Origin of the sequence: Syntrophomonas wolfei subsp. methylbutyratica, from assembly GCF_001570625.1 — a bacterium.
In the GTDB taxonomy this organism is placed as follows: Bacteria; Bacillota; Syntrophomonadia; order Syntrophomonadales; family Syntrophomonadaceae; genus Syntrophomonas; species Syntrophomonas methylbutyratica.
In genome coordinates, this window is sequence record NZ_BBQT01000018.1 from 21089 (window position 1) to 36194 (window position 15106).

Sequence of the window (15106 nt, forward strand, 5' to 3'; positions counted from 1 at the left end):
AAAATGCTATTAAATAACTAATTTAACAACCAACTAATGATAAATTTTCATCCGATTTGGATTATACTAAAGGCGGCTGAATTGATCTTCAACAATCGCTTTACAATAGCTCAGATATCCTTTACTATGAAAACAAAGTAAAGAATGAAAAGGGGTGTATGGCTATGATGAGTCGTGTATCCAGCAAGGGTCAGATTACTATTCCAGCCGAATTTAGAAAAAGTCTCAATATTTCTGGCGGCAGCCAGGTTAGGTTTGTTATGGAAAACGGAGAGTTGAAGATAAAACCTGTAAACGACGGTATTGAAGCCCTGCGCGGAATCATTAAGGTAGAAGGCCCCCAGGATTTCGCCGGAATTCGAGAAAAGGTTATGGAGGACAAAGCCAATGAACGGTATAAAGATTATTGATGCCAATATCATTCTGCGCTATCTCACTAACGATGTAGAAGAAATGGCATCTGCTTGCGAAAAATTATTAAAACGTTTAGAAAGCGGAGAAGAGCGGGTACTTATGCCTGATTTGGTTTTAGCTGATATTGTTTGGACTCTGCAAAGTTTCTATCACCAATCCCATCTGGAAATACGCGAAATGTTACTGCCCCTGCTGGCCCTTAAAGGTATGCGCTTTTACAGCAAGGAGATCGCCCGGCAAGCATTGAATTTTTATGCAGATAAGAATATTGATTGGACCGATGCCTTTGTCGCTGCCCAAATGCTGGCCAGAGGCAACCGGCAGATTTATTCCTATGATAAGGATTTCGGGAGGATTCCAGATATCGTACGGCTGGAACCCTAAATGTGTCAACAACCCCGTCCCCATATCACTCCGAAAAGGAGGAATTACACCGTTATATTGCTTTGGTAAAAATGCCTATACCTATAAATTAAGGAAGAGGGTCTTACACCCTCTCCATATATTCACCAGTGCGTATATCGATGCGCAGGCGGTCGCCGGCATTTACAAATAGAGGTACTTGTACTACCGCCCCGCTTTCCAGGGTGGCATTTTTAACTGCTCCGGTGGCCGTATCACCTTTTACTCCCGGTTCCGTATCAACTACCAGCATCTCAACGAAATTAGGCAAATCCACGCCTATTATATTACCCTGGAAAAAGAGAACCCCGATAATCATATTTTCCATCAACCATTTGGCACCCTCACCGATACTCTCCTTGCTGATGGAAATCTGTTCATAATTCTCCGTATCCATGCAAACATAGCCTTCGCCATCATTGTACAGATATTGCATTTCTCGCTTGTCCAGGTGAGCCCGGGGCACCTTTTCCCCGCCACGGAAGGTCTTTTCCACGGTCCCGCCGGTCTTGACATTTTTCAGCTTGGCCCTTACGAAGGCAGAACCCTTGCCTGGTTTGACATGCATGAATTCCACCACTTGAAAAGCCTGCCCCTCCAGTTCGATGGTAACTCCGGTTTTAAAATCATTAACTGAAATCATCCTATCCCTCCATATATCTTAGAATACCAGAATGCTTTATCTACCGGGGGAAACTGTTTTGAAACTATTATCCCTCCATTAACATCTTGACCCCCCATGACTCCAAAGATACACTTTTTTACTCTTACAAATCCTTATTATATTACAATAAATTAGTGAAAATCGTCCCCTTGATATATCTCTGACGCCCGACGACTTAAAAAACCAGCAGCTTTTTATCGGAACGGGTTATAACTTCGCCATAGCTGTCTTTTACTATTACGCTGTCCTCTATGCGTAGTCCTCCCCAACCCGCTATGTAAATTCCAGGCTCAATGGTAACCACCATATTTTCTTCCAGTACGGCTTCACTCAAAGGAGAGAGCCGGGGCTGTTCATGGATTTCCAGGCCGAGACCGTGACCCGTGCCATGGATAAAATACGGATCCAATCCAAAGGCTTTGAGCTTTTCCCGTACGGCCCGGTCGATCTCCCGGCAGGATTGTCCTGCTCTCACCATGGTTATTCCCTTTTCCTGGGCCAGCAGCAGAGCTTGATAAAGCTCCTGCAAACGGGCTGAAGCTTTAGAAATAGCTATGGTCCTGCTCATATCAGCGGTATAACCCTCATAAAAACCGCCAAAATCCAGGGTTACCATGTCCCCGGAGGCCAACCGGCGATTTCCTGGCTGACCATGGGGTAAAGCTGCATTTTCTGCCGATACTACAATAACATCAAATGACTCCTTATCACAACCCTTTTGTCGTAAAAGATAGACGATTTCGCTGGCTATATCGCGTTCACTTATCCCCGGTTTAAGCTTTAAGCAAATATCACTGAACACCGTATCAGCTATCCGGGCGCTCTCGCGGATAAGCTTTAGCTCCGTCTCGTCTTTTACCTGACGCAGTCCCTCAACCAATTGGGATACGGGCTGTAAATCGCTTTTCAGGGACTGTTGCAGCTCCATAAAAAAACTGTAGCTGATAGCATGGGCTTCCACCCCGATTCTTTTATAAGCCTGGCTCAGTTCCGCCAATTGCTTTAGCCCGGGCGGCTTCTCCTCCCGCAGTTGCCAGTCCGGGCATTCCCGCTCTGCCTGTTCCTGGTAACGAGAATCGGTCAATATATATTTTTCCCCGGGGGAAATCAGCAAGCGGGCATCACTTCCCCCGGTAAACCCTGACAGGTAGCGAATATTCTCTCCCTTGCTCACCAGTAAGGCCTCTATTTCCTTCTCTTCCAGCAGCTTATATAATCTGAGCAGCCGTTCGGCAAAAATACTATCATCCCTTTCCTTTTTGTCCGGCGGCCAAAAGCTCACAAGCGGCTAAAAAAGCCATTTTATAACTCAAGGCCCCGAAGCCGAAAACCCCTCCCACCGCCAGCGGGGAAATCAAGGACTGTTGCCGGAAACTCTCCCGGGCATAAATATTGGATAGATGTATTTCTATCACCGGAATTTCTACCGCCTTCAAGGCATCGTATATAGCAATACTGTAATGGGAAAAGGCCCCGGCATTTATCAATATGCAATCAAAACGACCTCTGGCTTCCTGTATGTAATCGACTATCTTCCCTTCATGATTGGACTGGAAGAAGTCAATCTCCGCTCCCTGCTGCCGCGCCAGAATTCGCATTTCTTTTTCTATCTCGGCCAGGCTGCTCTTTCCGTATATTTCCGGTTCGCGCATCCCCAGCATATTCAAGTTAGGGCCATTGATGAAGCACATTTTCAAGTTCAAATTTTTACCTCCCTAATTTCCGGCCACACTTAAAGAACGCAAACGCACACTGGGAGCAAAGCGGGCCCCGAAGGAGCGCAGGTCATTCCCCACCGCATCGATATTTTGCAAAAAATCCAGCAGGTTGCCTCCAATGGTAATTCCCCTCACCGGGTAGCTTAAGGCGCCTTTTTCAATCAGCAAGCCGGCCGCACCCAATGAAAAATCCCCGGAAACCGGATTGGCTGTATGCAGGCCCATTATTTCAGTTATATAAAGGCCCTTATCCACCCCGGCAATCATCTGCTCCGGGCTCTCCTCCCCCGCTTCCAGGATAAAATTGCTGCTGCCCACTGCGGGCAGGTGGCGAAACGAAGCCCGCCGGCCGTGGCCGGTTGATTCCACTCCGGCCTTGCAGGCGCTGTAGTGGTCATAGAGATAAGTCATTAAAACCCCATCCTTGATTACCGAGGTTCTACGGCTGGGCACTCCTTCGCCATCAAAGGGAAAGCTCCCCAAACCCTCACCCAGGGTAGCATCATCGCTGATGGATAAAACCCCGGAAGCCATCTTCTCCCCTATTTTTCCGGCCAGAAGCGACTTGCCTTTTTGTACCGCTTCCGCACTCACCAAATGGGCAATAAGACCCAGGAAACGGGCCATAACATAGGGTTCGATTATGCAGGGCAGGGAGGCCGAATCAATACGGCGGGATTTCAAGCCCCTCACCGCCCTCATGGCTGCTTCCTGCCCCACCGCTCCCGCTTCCAGGTCCTTTATCTTTCTTTTTATCATCACGGAAAAACCGCTCTGGGATTCATCATCCTCCCGGGCTGCCAGAGAAAGATATAACAGGGCGTAATTGGCTTTTCCCCAGGCATAAAGACCGTGGCTGTTCATCAAAAGGGAAGTACATTCCCCCTCCTCATAGCCGGATTTTTCAATAAGCTTAACCCTTTTATCACTGCGGCGGGCAGCTTCTTCTGCGGCTTGCGCCATTTCTATTTTTTCCTCCAAGCGGCTTACGGGAATATTTTCATCATATAGTTCCATAGTAGAGTAAAGATAGGGACCGGCTGGAAATGAGTTCCATTTATCCGCCGGAGTATAGCGGGAGATGTCCATAGCATCATTTACGGCTTGCTCAATCGCCTCCGCAGACAAATCCGCGCTGTAAACAAAAGCCAGGCGTCCGGCATTCAGCAGGCGCAGGCCCAGTCCCTTTTCTTCCGCCTGTTTTAGGGTTTCCACCTGCCCATCGCGTAATTCCAAGTTCATGCTGCGCTGCTGGGAAAGAAAGACCTCCGCTTGCATCCCTTTCTTATGCGCTGCTTTCAAGGCTTTTTCTCCCGCCTCCCGCAAAAGATCTTCCATTGCTCCCACCTACTTCCTTCTTATCTTCTTCATTTGAGGACCGCCAGGGCTGGCCGTACCGCCAACAGTGAGTTCTTTTATACGCATGGTAGGCTGGCCATCGGATACCGGCACCCCCTGGCCCTCCTTGCCGCAGACCCCGATAGTAAAACCCAGGTCATTCCCCAGCATATCAATATCCCTGAGCACCCGGGGTCCATTGCCGGTAAGGGTTGCCCCCCGCACCGCTTCTTTTATTTCCCCAGCTTCAATAAGGTAGGCCTCCTGAACATCAAAGACAAAATCGCCATTGATGGTATTAACCTGCCCACCACCCATTTTTTTAACCAGCAAGCCCCGGGGAGTGGCTTTTATTATCTTTTCCGCTTCCTCCCGACCCGGGGCAATAAAAGTATTGCTCATCCGCGGTATAGGTTTATGCTGGTAGGATTCCCGCCGCCCGTTACCGCTGGAATCCTTCTTTTCCTGGCTGGCCGTTAAGCGGTCATACATAAATCCCTGCAATTCACCATCTCGGATTAAAACACTGCGCTCGGCCGCCTGCCCTTCATCATCCATGCGGAAACTCCCATAATGCCCCTCCAGAGTAGCATCATCAATAACCGTCACCCCAGGGGCCGCTACCATCTCTCCGTATTTTCCCTGGTAGACGGAAAGCCCCTTTTGCAGCAAATCGGCTTCCAAGCCGTGACCACAAGCTTCGTGCACCATGGTGCCGCCGGCCTCGCCGGCCAGTACCACCGGCATACTCCCCGCCGGAGCGGGTGCAGCGGAGAGCATCTTCAAGGCTAATCTACCGGCTTTTTCCGCCATAGCAACAAAGTCTATTTTATCAAGTATTTCCCAACCGGAAACAGCCCCGGCTGATTCATAGGCGCTTTGTATAAGCCCGTTCCGGCTGGCTACCGCATTAACACTCAGCCGAACCCGGGAATAAGCGTCTTCCAACAGCTCGCCATCACTGTTGGCTATCTGTATCTCCTTATGGATATCGCTTAGAGCCATGGTAACCTGGCGTATTTCCTCCCCCAAATCCCGCACTGCCTGATTGGCCGCTAAAAGCTGGTTAATCTTGTCCGGATAAGTGAAGTCCCCTAGCAAATCCCGGGATGTTCGGCCAATACCTGGCTCTTGGCCGGACAGGGATATGGCTTTTTCCTGGACTGGCCCGGCCTTTCCCAGTGACTTGCCGGCGGTTGATGCAGCTTTTAAAAGCCCTTCTTCCGATAAATCACTGGTATATACATAAGCGGTGTTGCCCTCTTTAATCACCCGGATGCCGACCCCTTTTTCCCGGCCGCTGGTGATTTTATCCACCCGCTCATCTTCATAGATTACTTGACTCATTTGTTTTTCTTCATAATAAAGCTCGGCCAAGTCGCCGCCCTTTTTCATAGCTTCATCCAAAACCCTCTGCAGTACGGATTTTTCTAACATAGGTTTCCTCCTGCTTCTTTCTTTATTTCCCATCCCATTATATCCTAATTTTCATTCTACTCCAAAAGGCTATGGGTAATCATTCCATAGATTTAATCAGCCCGGAAAAAAGGATTGCGAAGTCCCTGGAGCTGGGAATAGACATTATCCTCTTTTTCCTCAACCAGCAAAGGCAGCGCACTCTGGTCAAAGAAAGAGGAAAGAGAAAGGCTTAAGACTATATCTTCAACTTCACGAGCCGTAGAACTTTGAAGGCTTTGTACTGAGGGAGCCGGGGGTATTTTTTCCTCTTCACTCACATATTGGTGTTGGCTTTTGTCTTTTTCCTCCTGGCTTTCCGTCTGGGCTGTGGCTTCTTTTGCTGCTTGCACCCGATTGCTGGACATTTTGCACTGTTTTATAACAAAAACACGTGGAGATTCTTCTATGGCAGATATAAAGTTGAGCAGGCGCGGGTAAGTTCCTTTGGCACTAATCCTTAACTCCAATTCTTGAAACTTTACTTCCTCTTTCGAACTTTGCCCGGTCTTTTCTTTCTGCCCGGCAACGCTTCCGAGCAGTGAATATCTTAGTGCTATTATGCTAATTCCATTTTTTTTTGCGCTAATATCTAAAAAGCTTAATATTTCGGGAATACATGGGGAGGAGGGGACGGCGATTTCCATGTTATCGCTTTCTTTTGGCAGTGAATTATAAGCACTATTGTGCTCTATATGGCTCTGGATAAGTTTTTCATCTTCTTGGATTCTGATCTGCCAAGCCTGGTTCTCATCCCTTAATCGCTCAGTTTTCTCTTCTAATGGTATCAAGCAAAAGCGGTTATAAAGATATATTATAACCATAAATCCCAGAAAACAGCTTAAGACTATTTCGCGTTTTGACAATTTCAATCTGCTTCTTCCCCCCAGTTTATTTCTACCCTGAACTCTATTTCTTCTTTATTTTCATCCAGGCTGGAAGAAAGCAGCAGCGGATTTCCAAAGGAGCTTTTTTCTCTAAATCCGGCCATTAAGGAAGAGAGTTCCTGGTTGTCCGCAGCATAGCCTTGAATTGCAATTCTCCCCTTTTCCATCTCTATTCCCAGCAGCAATATACCCGGGGGAAGACTTCTCTCTATTTCCTTAAAAACAGCAACATAGGATATCTGCTGCAGGCGGGTCTCCTCCAGGAACTTTCGTTTACGCCAGGAATTTTCCTCGTTCTTTTCTTCCATTCTTCCCGCACGAGCTATGGGTGATAGCTCTTTGGCTCTTGCTTCCAGATTTATATTTAGCTTTTGCTGTACCAACATTTCCTCATGAGCTGACTGGTAAAAGTAATACATCCCCCCGCTCAGGAGTAAAAGCAGCGTGAGCCCCAGGATATATGCTGCTTTCTGCGCCTTAACCCCTTCTTGATTGAGTAGATTGATAGATATCCAGGAACGATGCCTCATCCCAATACCCCCCGGCTAGCCAATCCTATTGCTACGGGAAAATCGCAGCTTAATTCCTGCCTATACTGATCGAAGCTGGGGGGTAAAGCCAAAGTAGCAGGTAGATTGAGCGTTGATACTATAACATTCAGCATCATACTTAAATACCCTGCCAAACCCTTAAGCCTGGCTCCTCCACCACACAAAAAAATTTGCCCGATTATCTTTTCTCTTTCTTGTCGCTGCAATAGACTAAGCGTTTGCTTTACCCTGGCTAAAAATTCCTCCATAAGCTCTTGAAGTTGAAGGTTCTCTGTCATATCCGCTTCTTCCAATAATATATTGTCACCCAGAATATCTATCATCCCCTCCAAGAAAGAAGCAAAGCTCCTCTGGAAGAGAAGTTTTTGCTGCTGGAAAACGGAAAAACAAGCATATGAATACCCGATATTTAAAAAAACCGTTAAATCTTTTTCGTTGTTGCTATTCCAAAGCCGGTTGAGGGCCAGAGCGGGAACTTCTACTACTGTCAGTCGTAACCCGGCCAGGGTACAGACCTTCTTTAAATGCTCCACCTGCAGGCCTTGCGCGGCTGCGAAAAACACTTCCCTTTTGCGACCTTCGCTGTTGTCTATTTCCCTTAAGAAAAAAATATCGAAGGCTGCTTCATCCAGAGGAAAAGGGAGGAATGAAGCGGACTGGTACAGGGCTGCCTTCCTGCTTTCCCTCCTATTCATCCGCGGCAAAATAAAGTTATCAAAGAATATTTCTTGACCGGATAAGGCTGATATAACCTTTTGACCTTTCCAGCCCATCTCCTTGACCAGTTGGGAAATTGCTTTCCCTAGTTCTATAGGAGCTATAATCTTACCATGCTCTATTACCCCATTCGGTGTTGGCATTGAGGCAAAATCCATTAGTTCCAAGCCTTTTTTGGCTTTTTTTACCCTGGCCAGCTTGATTTTCTTACTACCTATATCTAAACCAGTTCCAGCCACCCGGAAAAGCATGACTATACCTCCCCCTTCATTATCACTAATTGCCTGCTTCCTACTTTTGGCGTTTTAGCAAAGTCTCCCAAGCATATCCCTGTAAAGTAAGACTTGCTTCAGGTGGAGTTTTAACTCCATCTGAAGCTTAGTCGCTCTTATCCAGAGACTCAGTCGCTCTTACTCCCGCTTATAGAGGCGGGAGTCTTAGAGCGAGTTAGTCATCGGATAAAAGCTTATTAATTCTATTTGATACATCCATACCAACCAGGCGGCTATAGCGAGAAAGGGAGCAAACTTGATAGCTGTCTTAAGCCCCGCCCGGCCCTGTATTAATAACACTACAGCCCACAATGCCCCGAGCCAGGATGAGATAAGAATAACCATTAGGGCTCCCGGAAAACCAGTAAATGCACCTATAAGCGCAGCCAGTTTTATATCCCCTCCACCCATGCCCCCACGGGAGATTAGAGCTATAAAAAGAAATATGAGGCCAAAACCCATAGCTCCCAAAAGTGATTGCTTAATACCTATGGTGGCAAAACCCAGGCCCAAACCCAATAAAAGCCCGGTGAAGCTTAAAGTGTCAGGGATAATACCTTCATTAATGTCGGTAAAGGCACTGGCTACCAGGATGGCGGTTAATACCACCCCGCTGAGTGTTTGCATAGAGAATTCCCATTTTAGAAAAACCAGCATCCAGAGAATAGGGGTAATTATTTCCACCAGTAAATACTGAGCCGGGATACTTTCTCGGCAATAGCGGCATTTTCCGCGCAAAAGGATGAAGCTAAGCAACGGCAGGAGGTCAAGAGGATATAGTCTATGACCGCAGGCAGGACAGTGACTGGAGGGGTAGAGAAGAGATTCTCCCCGGGGAAGTCGATAAATGACTACATTTAGGAAAGAAGCCAGGAGCAGAAAAAATATGACCATAAACAAATAATAGCACATATAATAACACCTATTTTCCCTCGGATACCTGGAGTTTCGGAAGTCGGAGGTTTTTAACTATCTGTTTCCAGGCAGTAGTATTCTATTACTGCGCTCTCATAGGGCTGCGGACTGCTAGCGGTATAGGTATATAGCAGTTTCACTTTTAGCTTCTTTTTCGCCTGGTTATAAACAGCGGTTGAGGTTAAGCAATAGCGGCACTTTTTCTTCTTGTTTTCCTGGAGCTCATCTTCCTGGGGTTCATCGTTATTGCTCTCTAAATTAGCCGGGCTACAGTCAAACTCCTCAGATTTTTCTGTAACTTTAATCCGGGCTTTTATACCATCTGAGATAGCAACTTCTTCCTCAAATTCAGCCGGCAAGCCTCTATGCCATATTTCTTCTATGGCCCATTCGACCCCGCCATCGGCAGTTTGTTGGGCCTGTTGTGATTGAAATAGATAAAAACTCAGTTTCTTTTCCATACTGGCCAGCTCTATTGTAGCGATTCCCCAAATAGTGCAAAGCAACATTACCATTAAGGCCATAAGCATGAGAGCTCCATCCTCATTCTTAAGAGCTGTCATTATTCCCAATCCCTCCTGCAAAGACTTCTCCTTTACCATCTCCAGTTCCCTATTACTCTGGAATAGTGCTGATACGGGAGCGAACTGCAATACTAAGACGGTAAATTTCATTATTTACAGAAGATTCCACGGTGATTGTGATTAAATCGGAATCCGAACTAGATTGAAAGTTTAAATAGTTAATATTTTGTACCAGAGCCAGGTTGTTTCGCCGCAGGTTATTGCTGTGGAGAAAATAATGGATTTCTTCTGCTGGCTTTCCCTCTACAGGTAAATGTAGTATTAGTTGGTCACTATTTAAACTGCTACCTCCTTGCGGCGGACAGGAAGAAAGAATATCCCGGGTAATCCACTGCATTGCCGTTCGCGCATAATGATGAGCTTCACAGGCGGCAGATTGTCTTTCACTGCCAGTAAACATCAGCCAGTTAAGCAAAAATAGACCAGAGCCTACCAGAGAAACCAGGCTCAGGGCCAGCAGCACTTCCAGCAGGGTAAAGCCTTGTGAGCTGTATCTATTCACAACCCGCTCTCTCCTTTTCTCATCATTGTCAGCAGGCAGAGCTTTTGCTTTTGCTCTCCTTCATACCAAGAAAGGGTTACCCGAATGCGATAAAGTCTATCCAAAGCGTCAACCTTTTCCATATCAATCCGAGCGCTAATCCCCGGCGGAATAGCGGGCGTATATCCTTCCCCCAAGCCCAATATCTCCGGCTCTGCCATTGAAACACTCTTTATCTTTTCCGGCTTTTCCCGCAATTCTTCCAGCAAAGAAGCAGCATAATATGTGGCTGTGCTTTCATAACGGGAATGCTTTATCCATATCGTTGCAGTTGAAAATATAGCCAGGGCCATATTGCTTATTATGGTAAAGATGACCAGGGCCAACAGCACCTCCAAGAGAGTCATAGCTTCCTGACCTGGCCAACTTCGTTGTATCTTTCTCGACATAAACCAGACTCCATTTCTTAGCTATAATTAGAGCTAAGCGCTACTATTTTTAATTTTCCTGGCAAAAGTAATAAGCATTGCAACAGTTGTTTTTAATCTTTTGCCGTATCCTTAGCATGAGTTACTATTGCCTTACCACCCTCATCAATCTTTAATCTATATTCACCTGTATCCATTGGGTTCTCGGGAATCTCTTTGAGAAAATCCGGTACCAGCTTTTCTCCCGTTTGGCCTTCTGCTCTAAAAAAAGTATCATTGGAAAGCGGAACCGCGTTTCCATTTTCCGGTATTTTCCCAGTTTGTCCAGTCTGCATATACCAGAGTTCGGCGGCTTCTCTTATTATCTTCTTATTAGCCTCATCAGCTTTTTCCTTGGCCGTTTCTAAAACACCTGTGAAACGGGGCACTGCCAGTCCAGCTAAAATACCTACGATAGCCATTACCAGGATTAATTCCACCAGGGTGAAACCTTTTTCTCCAACTTTTCGCTGGCCCAAATCCAAGAATTTGAGCATACTATCCCCTCTTTCCTCTCAATTAAATGGCTTTATGGCCAAGCTCCATCCCCCTCTTTTTATTCCCGCAAGCTACAACACTCAGGCCATAATCTTCATTAGGTCAAAAACAGGAAGAATAGTGGCAATTATGATTCCCGTTACCAGTATAGCGACAAATATGATCATAACAGGCTCTACCGCAGCCAGCAGTATATTAATCGTATATATTACTTCTTGTTCATAGTAATCTGCTATTTGGGCAAACATGCTATCCAGGCTCCCGCTTTCTTCGCCTATTGCTATCATCTGGGCAAACATGGTATCAAAAATAGCCGTAGCCTCTAGAGGTACGCTGATGGATTTGCCTTCGCTTATCTCCCGCCCGGCCTGTCGTATAGCCTGGATAACCACTTCATTTCCCACCACTCCTCCGGCCACTTCCAGTGCTTGTAGAATAGGGATTCCTGCCTGTAAGAGAATGGCCATAATTCGGGCAAAATGAGCCGCTATTATTCGGGATAAAAAAGTTCCCCAGAGGGGCAGACGCAAAAGAAACTTATCCGTAAACTGCTTTCCCGGGTTCGTTTGTATCCATATTCTATGTATCAGAGCTATTGCTATAATGGCCAGTAATAAGGCTATCCAATACTTATTTAGAAACAACCCCAAATTCAAAAGCAGTTGTGTTGGCAGGGGAATTTCTGCCCCGGCTGATGCAAAAACATTAACAAATGCGGGCATAATAAAGGAAATAATGAAAAATATGACCAGCAACGCCATTAATGTTATGATTAGCGGATATATTGAAGCTGCCTTTATTTTAGCGTTTATATCCTGCTCCCTTTCCAGATGATGACTAAGGTTTTTAAGTACCGTCTCGAGAGTACCTCCCATTTCCCCAGCTTTAATCATGTTTATATAAATGCTGGAGAAAACTTTGGGATGCTGGGAAAGGGCCACCCAGAGTGCCTGTCCCTGCTCAATATCATCATGAATTTTGAGCAAAGCCTTCTTTAAGGTCCGGTTGCGGTTTTTTTGTCCCATTACTTTAAAAGCTTTTATGATGGAAAAACCAGCTGTAAGCATGGCCAGGAATTGCCGTGTAATCATAAGAACTTCTTTCTTGCTCACTTTAAGGGAAAATAACTCTCTATTAATTACCGGACTGGTTCTATTTACTTCTTGTAAAGATATGATGTAATAACCTTGCCGGAGAAGATTACGTATCAGGGAATCGCGGTCTTTTGCTTCCTGCAGTCCTCTTAGCACTTTACCCCGTGAATCTCGAACCTTATATGTAAATTCCAAAGCCTCTTCACTCCCGCTTTATAACAGATCAAGGAAATGATCCTCCTGGTGTTTTAAATCAATAAGTTTAACTTCTTCCCCAAACTAGACCTTGCTTGCTCGCCTCTTCGTCGCTTATTAGCCTTTGGTGCCATAGCTCCTGCATCGCCTTTTCCATGGTTACCATCCCAAAAGAACTACCTGTTTGCATAGAGGAATAAATCTGATGTATCTTATTTTCGCGGATAAGGTTACGCACCGCAGGAGTAGCTATCATTACTTCAACTGCCAGTATCCGTCCCTTGCCATCAGCACGACACAGTAGTTGTTGATTAATAACGCCTTGCAGGCAATTGGCTAATTGTAGGCGCAACTGGGTCTGTTGATGAGGGGGAAAGATATCGATTATCCGTTCTAAAGTCTGTATTGCTGTTCCTGAGTGCAGCGAGGCCAGAACCAGGTGACCAGTCTCAGCCGCAGTAATAGTCGTAGATATGGTTTCCAGATCCCTCATCTCTCCCAACATAATTACATCCGGGTCCTGTCGCAAGGCTGCGCGGAGCGCCTGCGGAAAAGACTTACTATCAGCTCCAATTTCCCTCTGATTAACAATGCAATTATGGTTACTATGCAAGTACTCTATAGGGTCCTCTAAAGTTAAAATGTGGAATTTACGGGATTGGTTCAAGAGGTCAATCATAGCTGCTAGAGTAGTGGACTTCCCGCTCCCACTGCTCCCGCTTATAAGGACAAGTCCTTTTTCCTGCATTGCCAGTTCCCTTACTATCGGTGGCAAGCCTAACTCATCCCATTCCGGGATCTTAAGCGGTATAATTCTTATGGCCAGGGCCCAGGAGCTGCGCTGTTTAAAAAGGTTGACCCGGAACCGGGCTATTCCAGGAATTGAATAAGCAAAATCTACCTCGCCCTGTTTTTGAAAAGCTTCCATAATCCCCTTATGAGGAATAATTTCTCGGGCCAAGCTCTGGACTTCCTCCTTACCCAAAAGCAAATCTTCAGGCAGTGAGGCTAAATGACCATTTACTCGATACAATGGAGGTTGGGAATAGCCAAGGTGAATATCTGATGCTCCCATTTCCACAGCTTTTTTTAATATTTCCTCTAGCTTTATAAAAGCCAAGTCATAATCCTCCCATGAATATCGCTTTCATTACTTCTTCCAAAGAACTCTGACCCTCTCTAGCTTTATTAATAGCATCTAGCATAATACTAATCATGCCATTTTCAATTGCCACTTTTTCCAAGCGGTCCTCCGAACTTTCCCCCCGGTTGAACAAGTCACGAATCTCCGGCCCTAAAAGCATTATTTCCTGCAGAGCAATTCGTCCCCGGTAGCCCGTATTACGACAGGCTTGACATCCTTTTGAGCGAAAAAATACCCGTCCTTTATCCAGGGGCAAACCCAATTTTTCAGCCAACTGCTCTTCAATCGAATATTCCTGACGGCAATAGCAACACAATTTCCTCACCAATCGTTGTGATACCACCCCAGCCAGTGAGGAAGCCAGCAGGAAGTCTTCTATCCCCATATCCCTTAACCGCGCAATGCTGCCAGCGGCACTATTGGTGTGTAAGGTGGAAAAAACCAGATGCCCGGTTAAAGCAGCCTGTACCGCCAAGTGTGCGGTTTCCCTATCTCGGATTTCACCCACCATGATAACATCAGGATCTTGTCTTAAAATGGAACGCAAGCCGCTGGCAAATGTCAGCCCGGCTTTAGGATTTATTTGTACCTGATTGACTCCAGGCAGAGTATATTCTACCGGGTCCTCCAGGGTGATAATGTTTTTCTCTATGGAATTAATCTGGGTTAAGATGGAATAAAGAGTGGTGGTTTTTCCGGAACCAGATGGGCCCGTAACCAGAACCATACCTTGGGAGCGATGGGCCAATGCCAACAACTTTTCTTGGTTGTTGCAACTAAAACCTAATTGCATGATTTGGGTTAAAGCATTAGCCCGATCCAGAATTCGCAAAACCAGCTTTTCTCCCCAGGCGGTGGGCAAAGTGGAGGCGCGAAAATCAACTTCTCGTTCTTCAATAGCGGCTCGAAAACGCCCATCTTGCGGCAGCCTCTTTTCAGAAATGTCCATTCCGGCCATAATTTTTATTCGGGATACCATCGGGGCCAGTAAGCTAAGCGGTAGCCGGGCGGCTTCATAAAGCTCGCCATCCAGGCGAAAACGCAATCTGATGTCCTGCTGTTGCGGCTCAATATGAATATCACTGCAACCCTCTTCCACTGCTTGGGTCAAGATAGAATTCACCAAAAGGACAATGGGAGCATCCTGGTCAAGCTTTGATAATCGAGGGTTCTTGCGGATATTAACAAAATTGTCATCCTGCGGGTAGTTTCCTAGCAAATTCCTTGGCATGACCAGGCAACCTCCAAAAATAGCTTGTGGGGGATTAGAACCACCGCCTGTTTTCTTTTATAGAAGCCCAGCCGCTTAA

At 46.2% G+C, this 15106-nt stretch carries 18 protein-coding genes; 2 read left to right on the forward strand and 16 right to left on the reverse strand.

Annotated features, from left to right (window positions below; all coding sequences use genetic code 11):
* Positions 1–164: 164 nt before the first annotated feature.
* Both AWB54_RS11795 and AWB54_RS11800 read left to right on the forward strand, forming a co-directional pair.
* Positions 165–410, forward strand: a complete 246-nt coding sequence (locus tag AWB54_RS11795; RefSeq protein ID WP_061214803.1) for an AbrB/MazE/SpoVT family DNA-binding domain-containing protein — start codon at positions 165–167, stop codon at positions 408–410.
* Entirely contained in the window at positions 388–798 is a 411-nt protein-coding gene (locus AWB54_RS11800; protein WP_061214804.1) for a PIN domain-containing protein, read from the forward strand. The genes AWB54_RS11795 and AWB54_RS11800 overlap by 23 nt, the downstream gene beginning before the upstream one ends.
* A 103-nt stretch (positions 799–901) precedes the next feature.
* Here the strand turns inward: AWB54_RS11800 and efp are convergent, their stop codons facing one another.
* The 16 genes from efp to AWB54_RS11880 form a co-directional block, all read right to left on the reverse strand.
* Positions 902–1459, reverse strand: a complete 558-nt coding sequence (efp, locus tag AWB54_RS11805; protein WP_061214805.1) for an elongation factor P — start codon at positions 1457–1459, stop codon at positions 902–904.
* A 196-nt stretch (positions 1460–1655) separates the two neighbouring features.
* Positions 1656–2762, reverse strand: a complete 1107-nt coding sequence (locus tag AWB54_RS11810; RefSeq protein ID WP_061214806.1) for a M24 family metallopeptidase — start codon at positions 2760–2762, stop codon at positions 1656–1658.
* Positions 2725–3171: a type II 3-dehydroquinate dehydratase gene (gene aroQ / locus AWB54_RS11815; protein ID WP_061214839.1), complete on the reverse strand. Its 447-nt coding sequence runs from the start codon at positions 3169–3171 to the stop codon at positions 2725–2727. The genes AWB54_RS11810 and aroQ overlap by 38 nt, the downstream gene beginning before the upstream one ends.
* Positions 3172–3195: 24 nt before the next feature.
* Positions 3196–4536, reverse strand: coding sequence for a TldD/PmbA family protein (locus AWB54_RS11820; protein WP_061214840.1), 1341 nt, complete (start codon positions 4534–4536; stop codon positions 3196–3198).
* Between the two features lie 9 nt (positions 4537–4545).
* The gene (locus tag AWB54_RS11825; protein ID WP_061214807.1) at positions 4546–5973 is read right to left on the reverse strand and encodes a TldD/PmbA family protein; all 1428 of its coding nucleotides are present in this window, start codon (positions 5971–5973) and stop codon (positions 4546–4548) included.
* Positions 5974–6065: 92 nt separating this feature from the next.
* Positions 6066–6863: a hypothetical protein gene (locus tag AWB54_RS11830; RefSeq protein ID WP_061214808.1), complete on the reverse strand. Its 798-nt coding sequence runs from the start codon at positions 6861–6863 to the stop codon at positions 6066–6068.
* Complete coding sequence (locus tag AWB54_RS11835; protein WP_061214809.1) at positions 6860–7408, reverse strand: PilN domain-containing protein; 549 nt, start codon at positions 7406–7408, stop codon at positions 6860–6862. The genes AWB54_RS11830 and AWB54_RS11835 overlap by 4 nt, the downstream gene beginning before the upstream one ends.
* The gene (gene pilM / locus AWB54_RS11840; RefSeq protein WP_061214810.1) at positions 7405–8397 is read right to left on the reverse strand and encodes a type IV pilus assembly protein PilM; all 993 of its coding nucleotides are present in this window, start codon (positions 8395–8397) and stop codon (positions 7405–7407) included. The genes AWB54_RS11835 and pilM overlap by 4 nt, the downstream gene beginning before the upstream one ends.
* Before the next feature lie 186 nt (positions 8398–8583).
* Positions 8584–9330, reverse strand: coding sequence for a prepilin peptidase (locus AWB54_RS11845; protein ID WP_061214811.1), 747 nt, complete (start codon positions 9328–9330; stop codon positions 8584–8586).
* Between the two features lie 53 nt (positions 9331–9383).
* On the reverse strand, positions 9384–9896 hold the full coding sequence (locus tag AWB54_RS11850; protein ID WP_160328954.1) for a PilX N-terminal domain-containing pilus assembly protein: 513 nt from the start codon (positions 9894–9896) through the stop codon (positions 9384–9386).
* A 52-nt stretch (positions 9897–9948) separates the two neighbouring features.
* Positions 9949–10419, reverse strand: coding sequence for a prepilin-type N-terminal cleavage/methylation domain-containing protein (locus AWB54_RS11855; protein WP_061214813.1), 471 nt, complete (start codon positions 10417–10419; stop codon positions 9949–9951).
* Complete coding sequence (locus AWB54_RS11860; RefSeq protein ID WP_153014720.1) at positions 10416–10847, reverse strand: type IV pilus modification PilV family protein; 432 nt, start codon at positions 10845–10847, stop codon at positions 10416–10418. Before AWB54_RS11860 ends, AWB54_RS11855 begins: the two co-directional genes overlap by 4 nt.
* Before the next feature lie 92 nt (positions 10848–10939).
* The gene (locus tag AWB54_RS11865; RefSeq protein ID WP_011639973.1) at positions 10940–11362 is read right to left on the reverse strand and encodes a competence type IV pilus major pilin ComGC; all 423 of its coding nucleotides are present in this window, start codon (positions 11360–11362) and stop codon (positions 10940–10942) included.
* An 81-nt stretch (positions 11363–11443) separates the two neighbouring features.
* Entirely contained in the window at positions 11444–12652 is a 1209-nt protein-coding gene (locus tag AWB54_RS11870; RefSeq protein WP_011639972.1) for a type II secretion system F family protein, read from the reverse strand.
* A 67-nt stretch (positions 12653–12719) separates the two neighbouring features.
* Entirely contained in the window at positions 12720–13772 is a 1053-nt protein-coding gene (locus AWB54_RS11875; RefSeq protein ID WP_082736193.1) for a type IV pilus twitching motility protein PilT, read from the reverse strand.
* Between the two features lies 1 nt (position 13773).
* Positions 13774–15027, reverse strand: coding sequence for a GspE/PulE family protein (locus tag AWB54_RS11880; RefSeq protein ID WP_061214815.1), 1254 nt, complete (start codon positions 15025–15027; stop codon positions 13774–13776).
* Positions 15028–15106: the final 79 nt, after the last annotated feature.

Coding starts and splice junctions, on each gene's coding strand:
- efp (WP_061214805.1), bottom strand. CDS start 1,459: ATGATTTCAGTTAATGATTTTAAAACCGGAGTTACCATCGAACTGGAG.
- AWB54_RS11845 (WP_061214811.1), bottom strand. CDS start 9,330: ATGTGCTATTATTTGTTTATGGTCATATTTTTTCTGCTCCTGGCTTCT.
- AWB54_RS11865 (WP_011639973.1), bottom strand. CDS start 11,362: ATGCTCAAATTCTTGGATTTGGGCCAGCGAAAAGTTGGAGAAAAAGGT.
- AWB54_RS11860 (WP_153014720.1), bottom strand. CDS start 10,847: ATGTCGAGAAAGATACAACGAAGTTGGCCAGGTCAGGAAGCTATGACT.
- AWB54_RS11850 (WP_160328954.1), bottom strand. CDS start 9,896: ATGACAGCTCTTAAGAATGAGGATGGAGCTCTCATGCTTATGGCCTTA.
- AWB54_RS11820 (WP_061214840.1), bottom strand. CDS start 4,536: ATGGAAGATCTTTTGCGGGAGGCGGGAGAAAAAGCCTTGAAAGCAGCG.
- aroQ (WP_061214839.1), bottom strand. CDS start 3,171: ATGTGCTTCATCAATGGCCCTAACTTGAATATGCTGGGGATGCGCGAA.
- AWB54_RS11800 (WP_061214804.1), top strand. CDS start 388: ATGAACGGTATAAAGATTATTGATGCCAATATCATTCTGCGCTATCTC.
- AWB54_RS11880 (WP_061214815.1), bottom strand. CDS start 15,027: ATGCCAAGGAATTTGCTAGGAAACTACCCGCAGGATGACAATTTTGTT.
- AWB54_RS11795 (WP_061214803.1), top strand. CDS start 165: ATGATGAGTCGTGTATCCAGCAAGGGTCAGATTACTATTCCAGCCGAA.
- AWB54_RS11825 (WP_061214807.1), bottom strand. CDS start 5,973: ATGTTAGAAAAATCCGTACTGCAGAGGGTTTTGGATGAAGCTATGAAA.
- pilM (WP_061214810.1), bottom strand. CDS start 8,397: ATGCTTTTCCGGGTGGCTGGAACTGGTTTAGATATAGGTAGTAAGAAA.
- AWB54_RS11835 (WP_061214809.1), bottom strand. CDS start 7,408: ATGAGGCATCGTTCCTGGATATCTATCAATCTACTCAATCAAGAAGGG.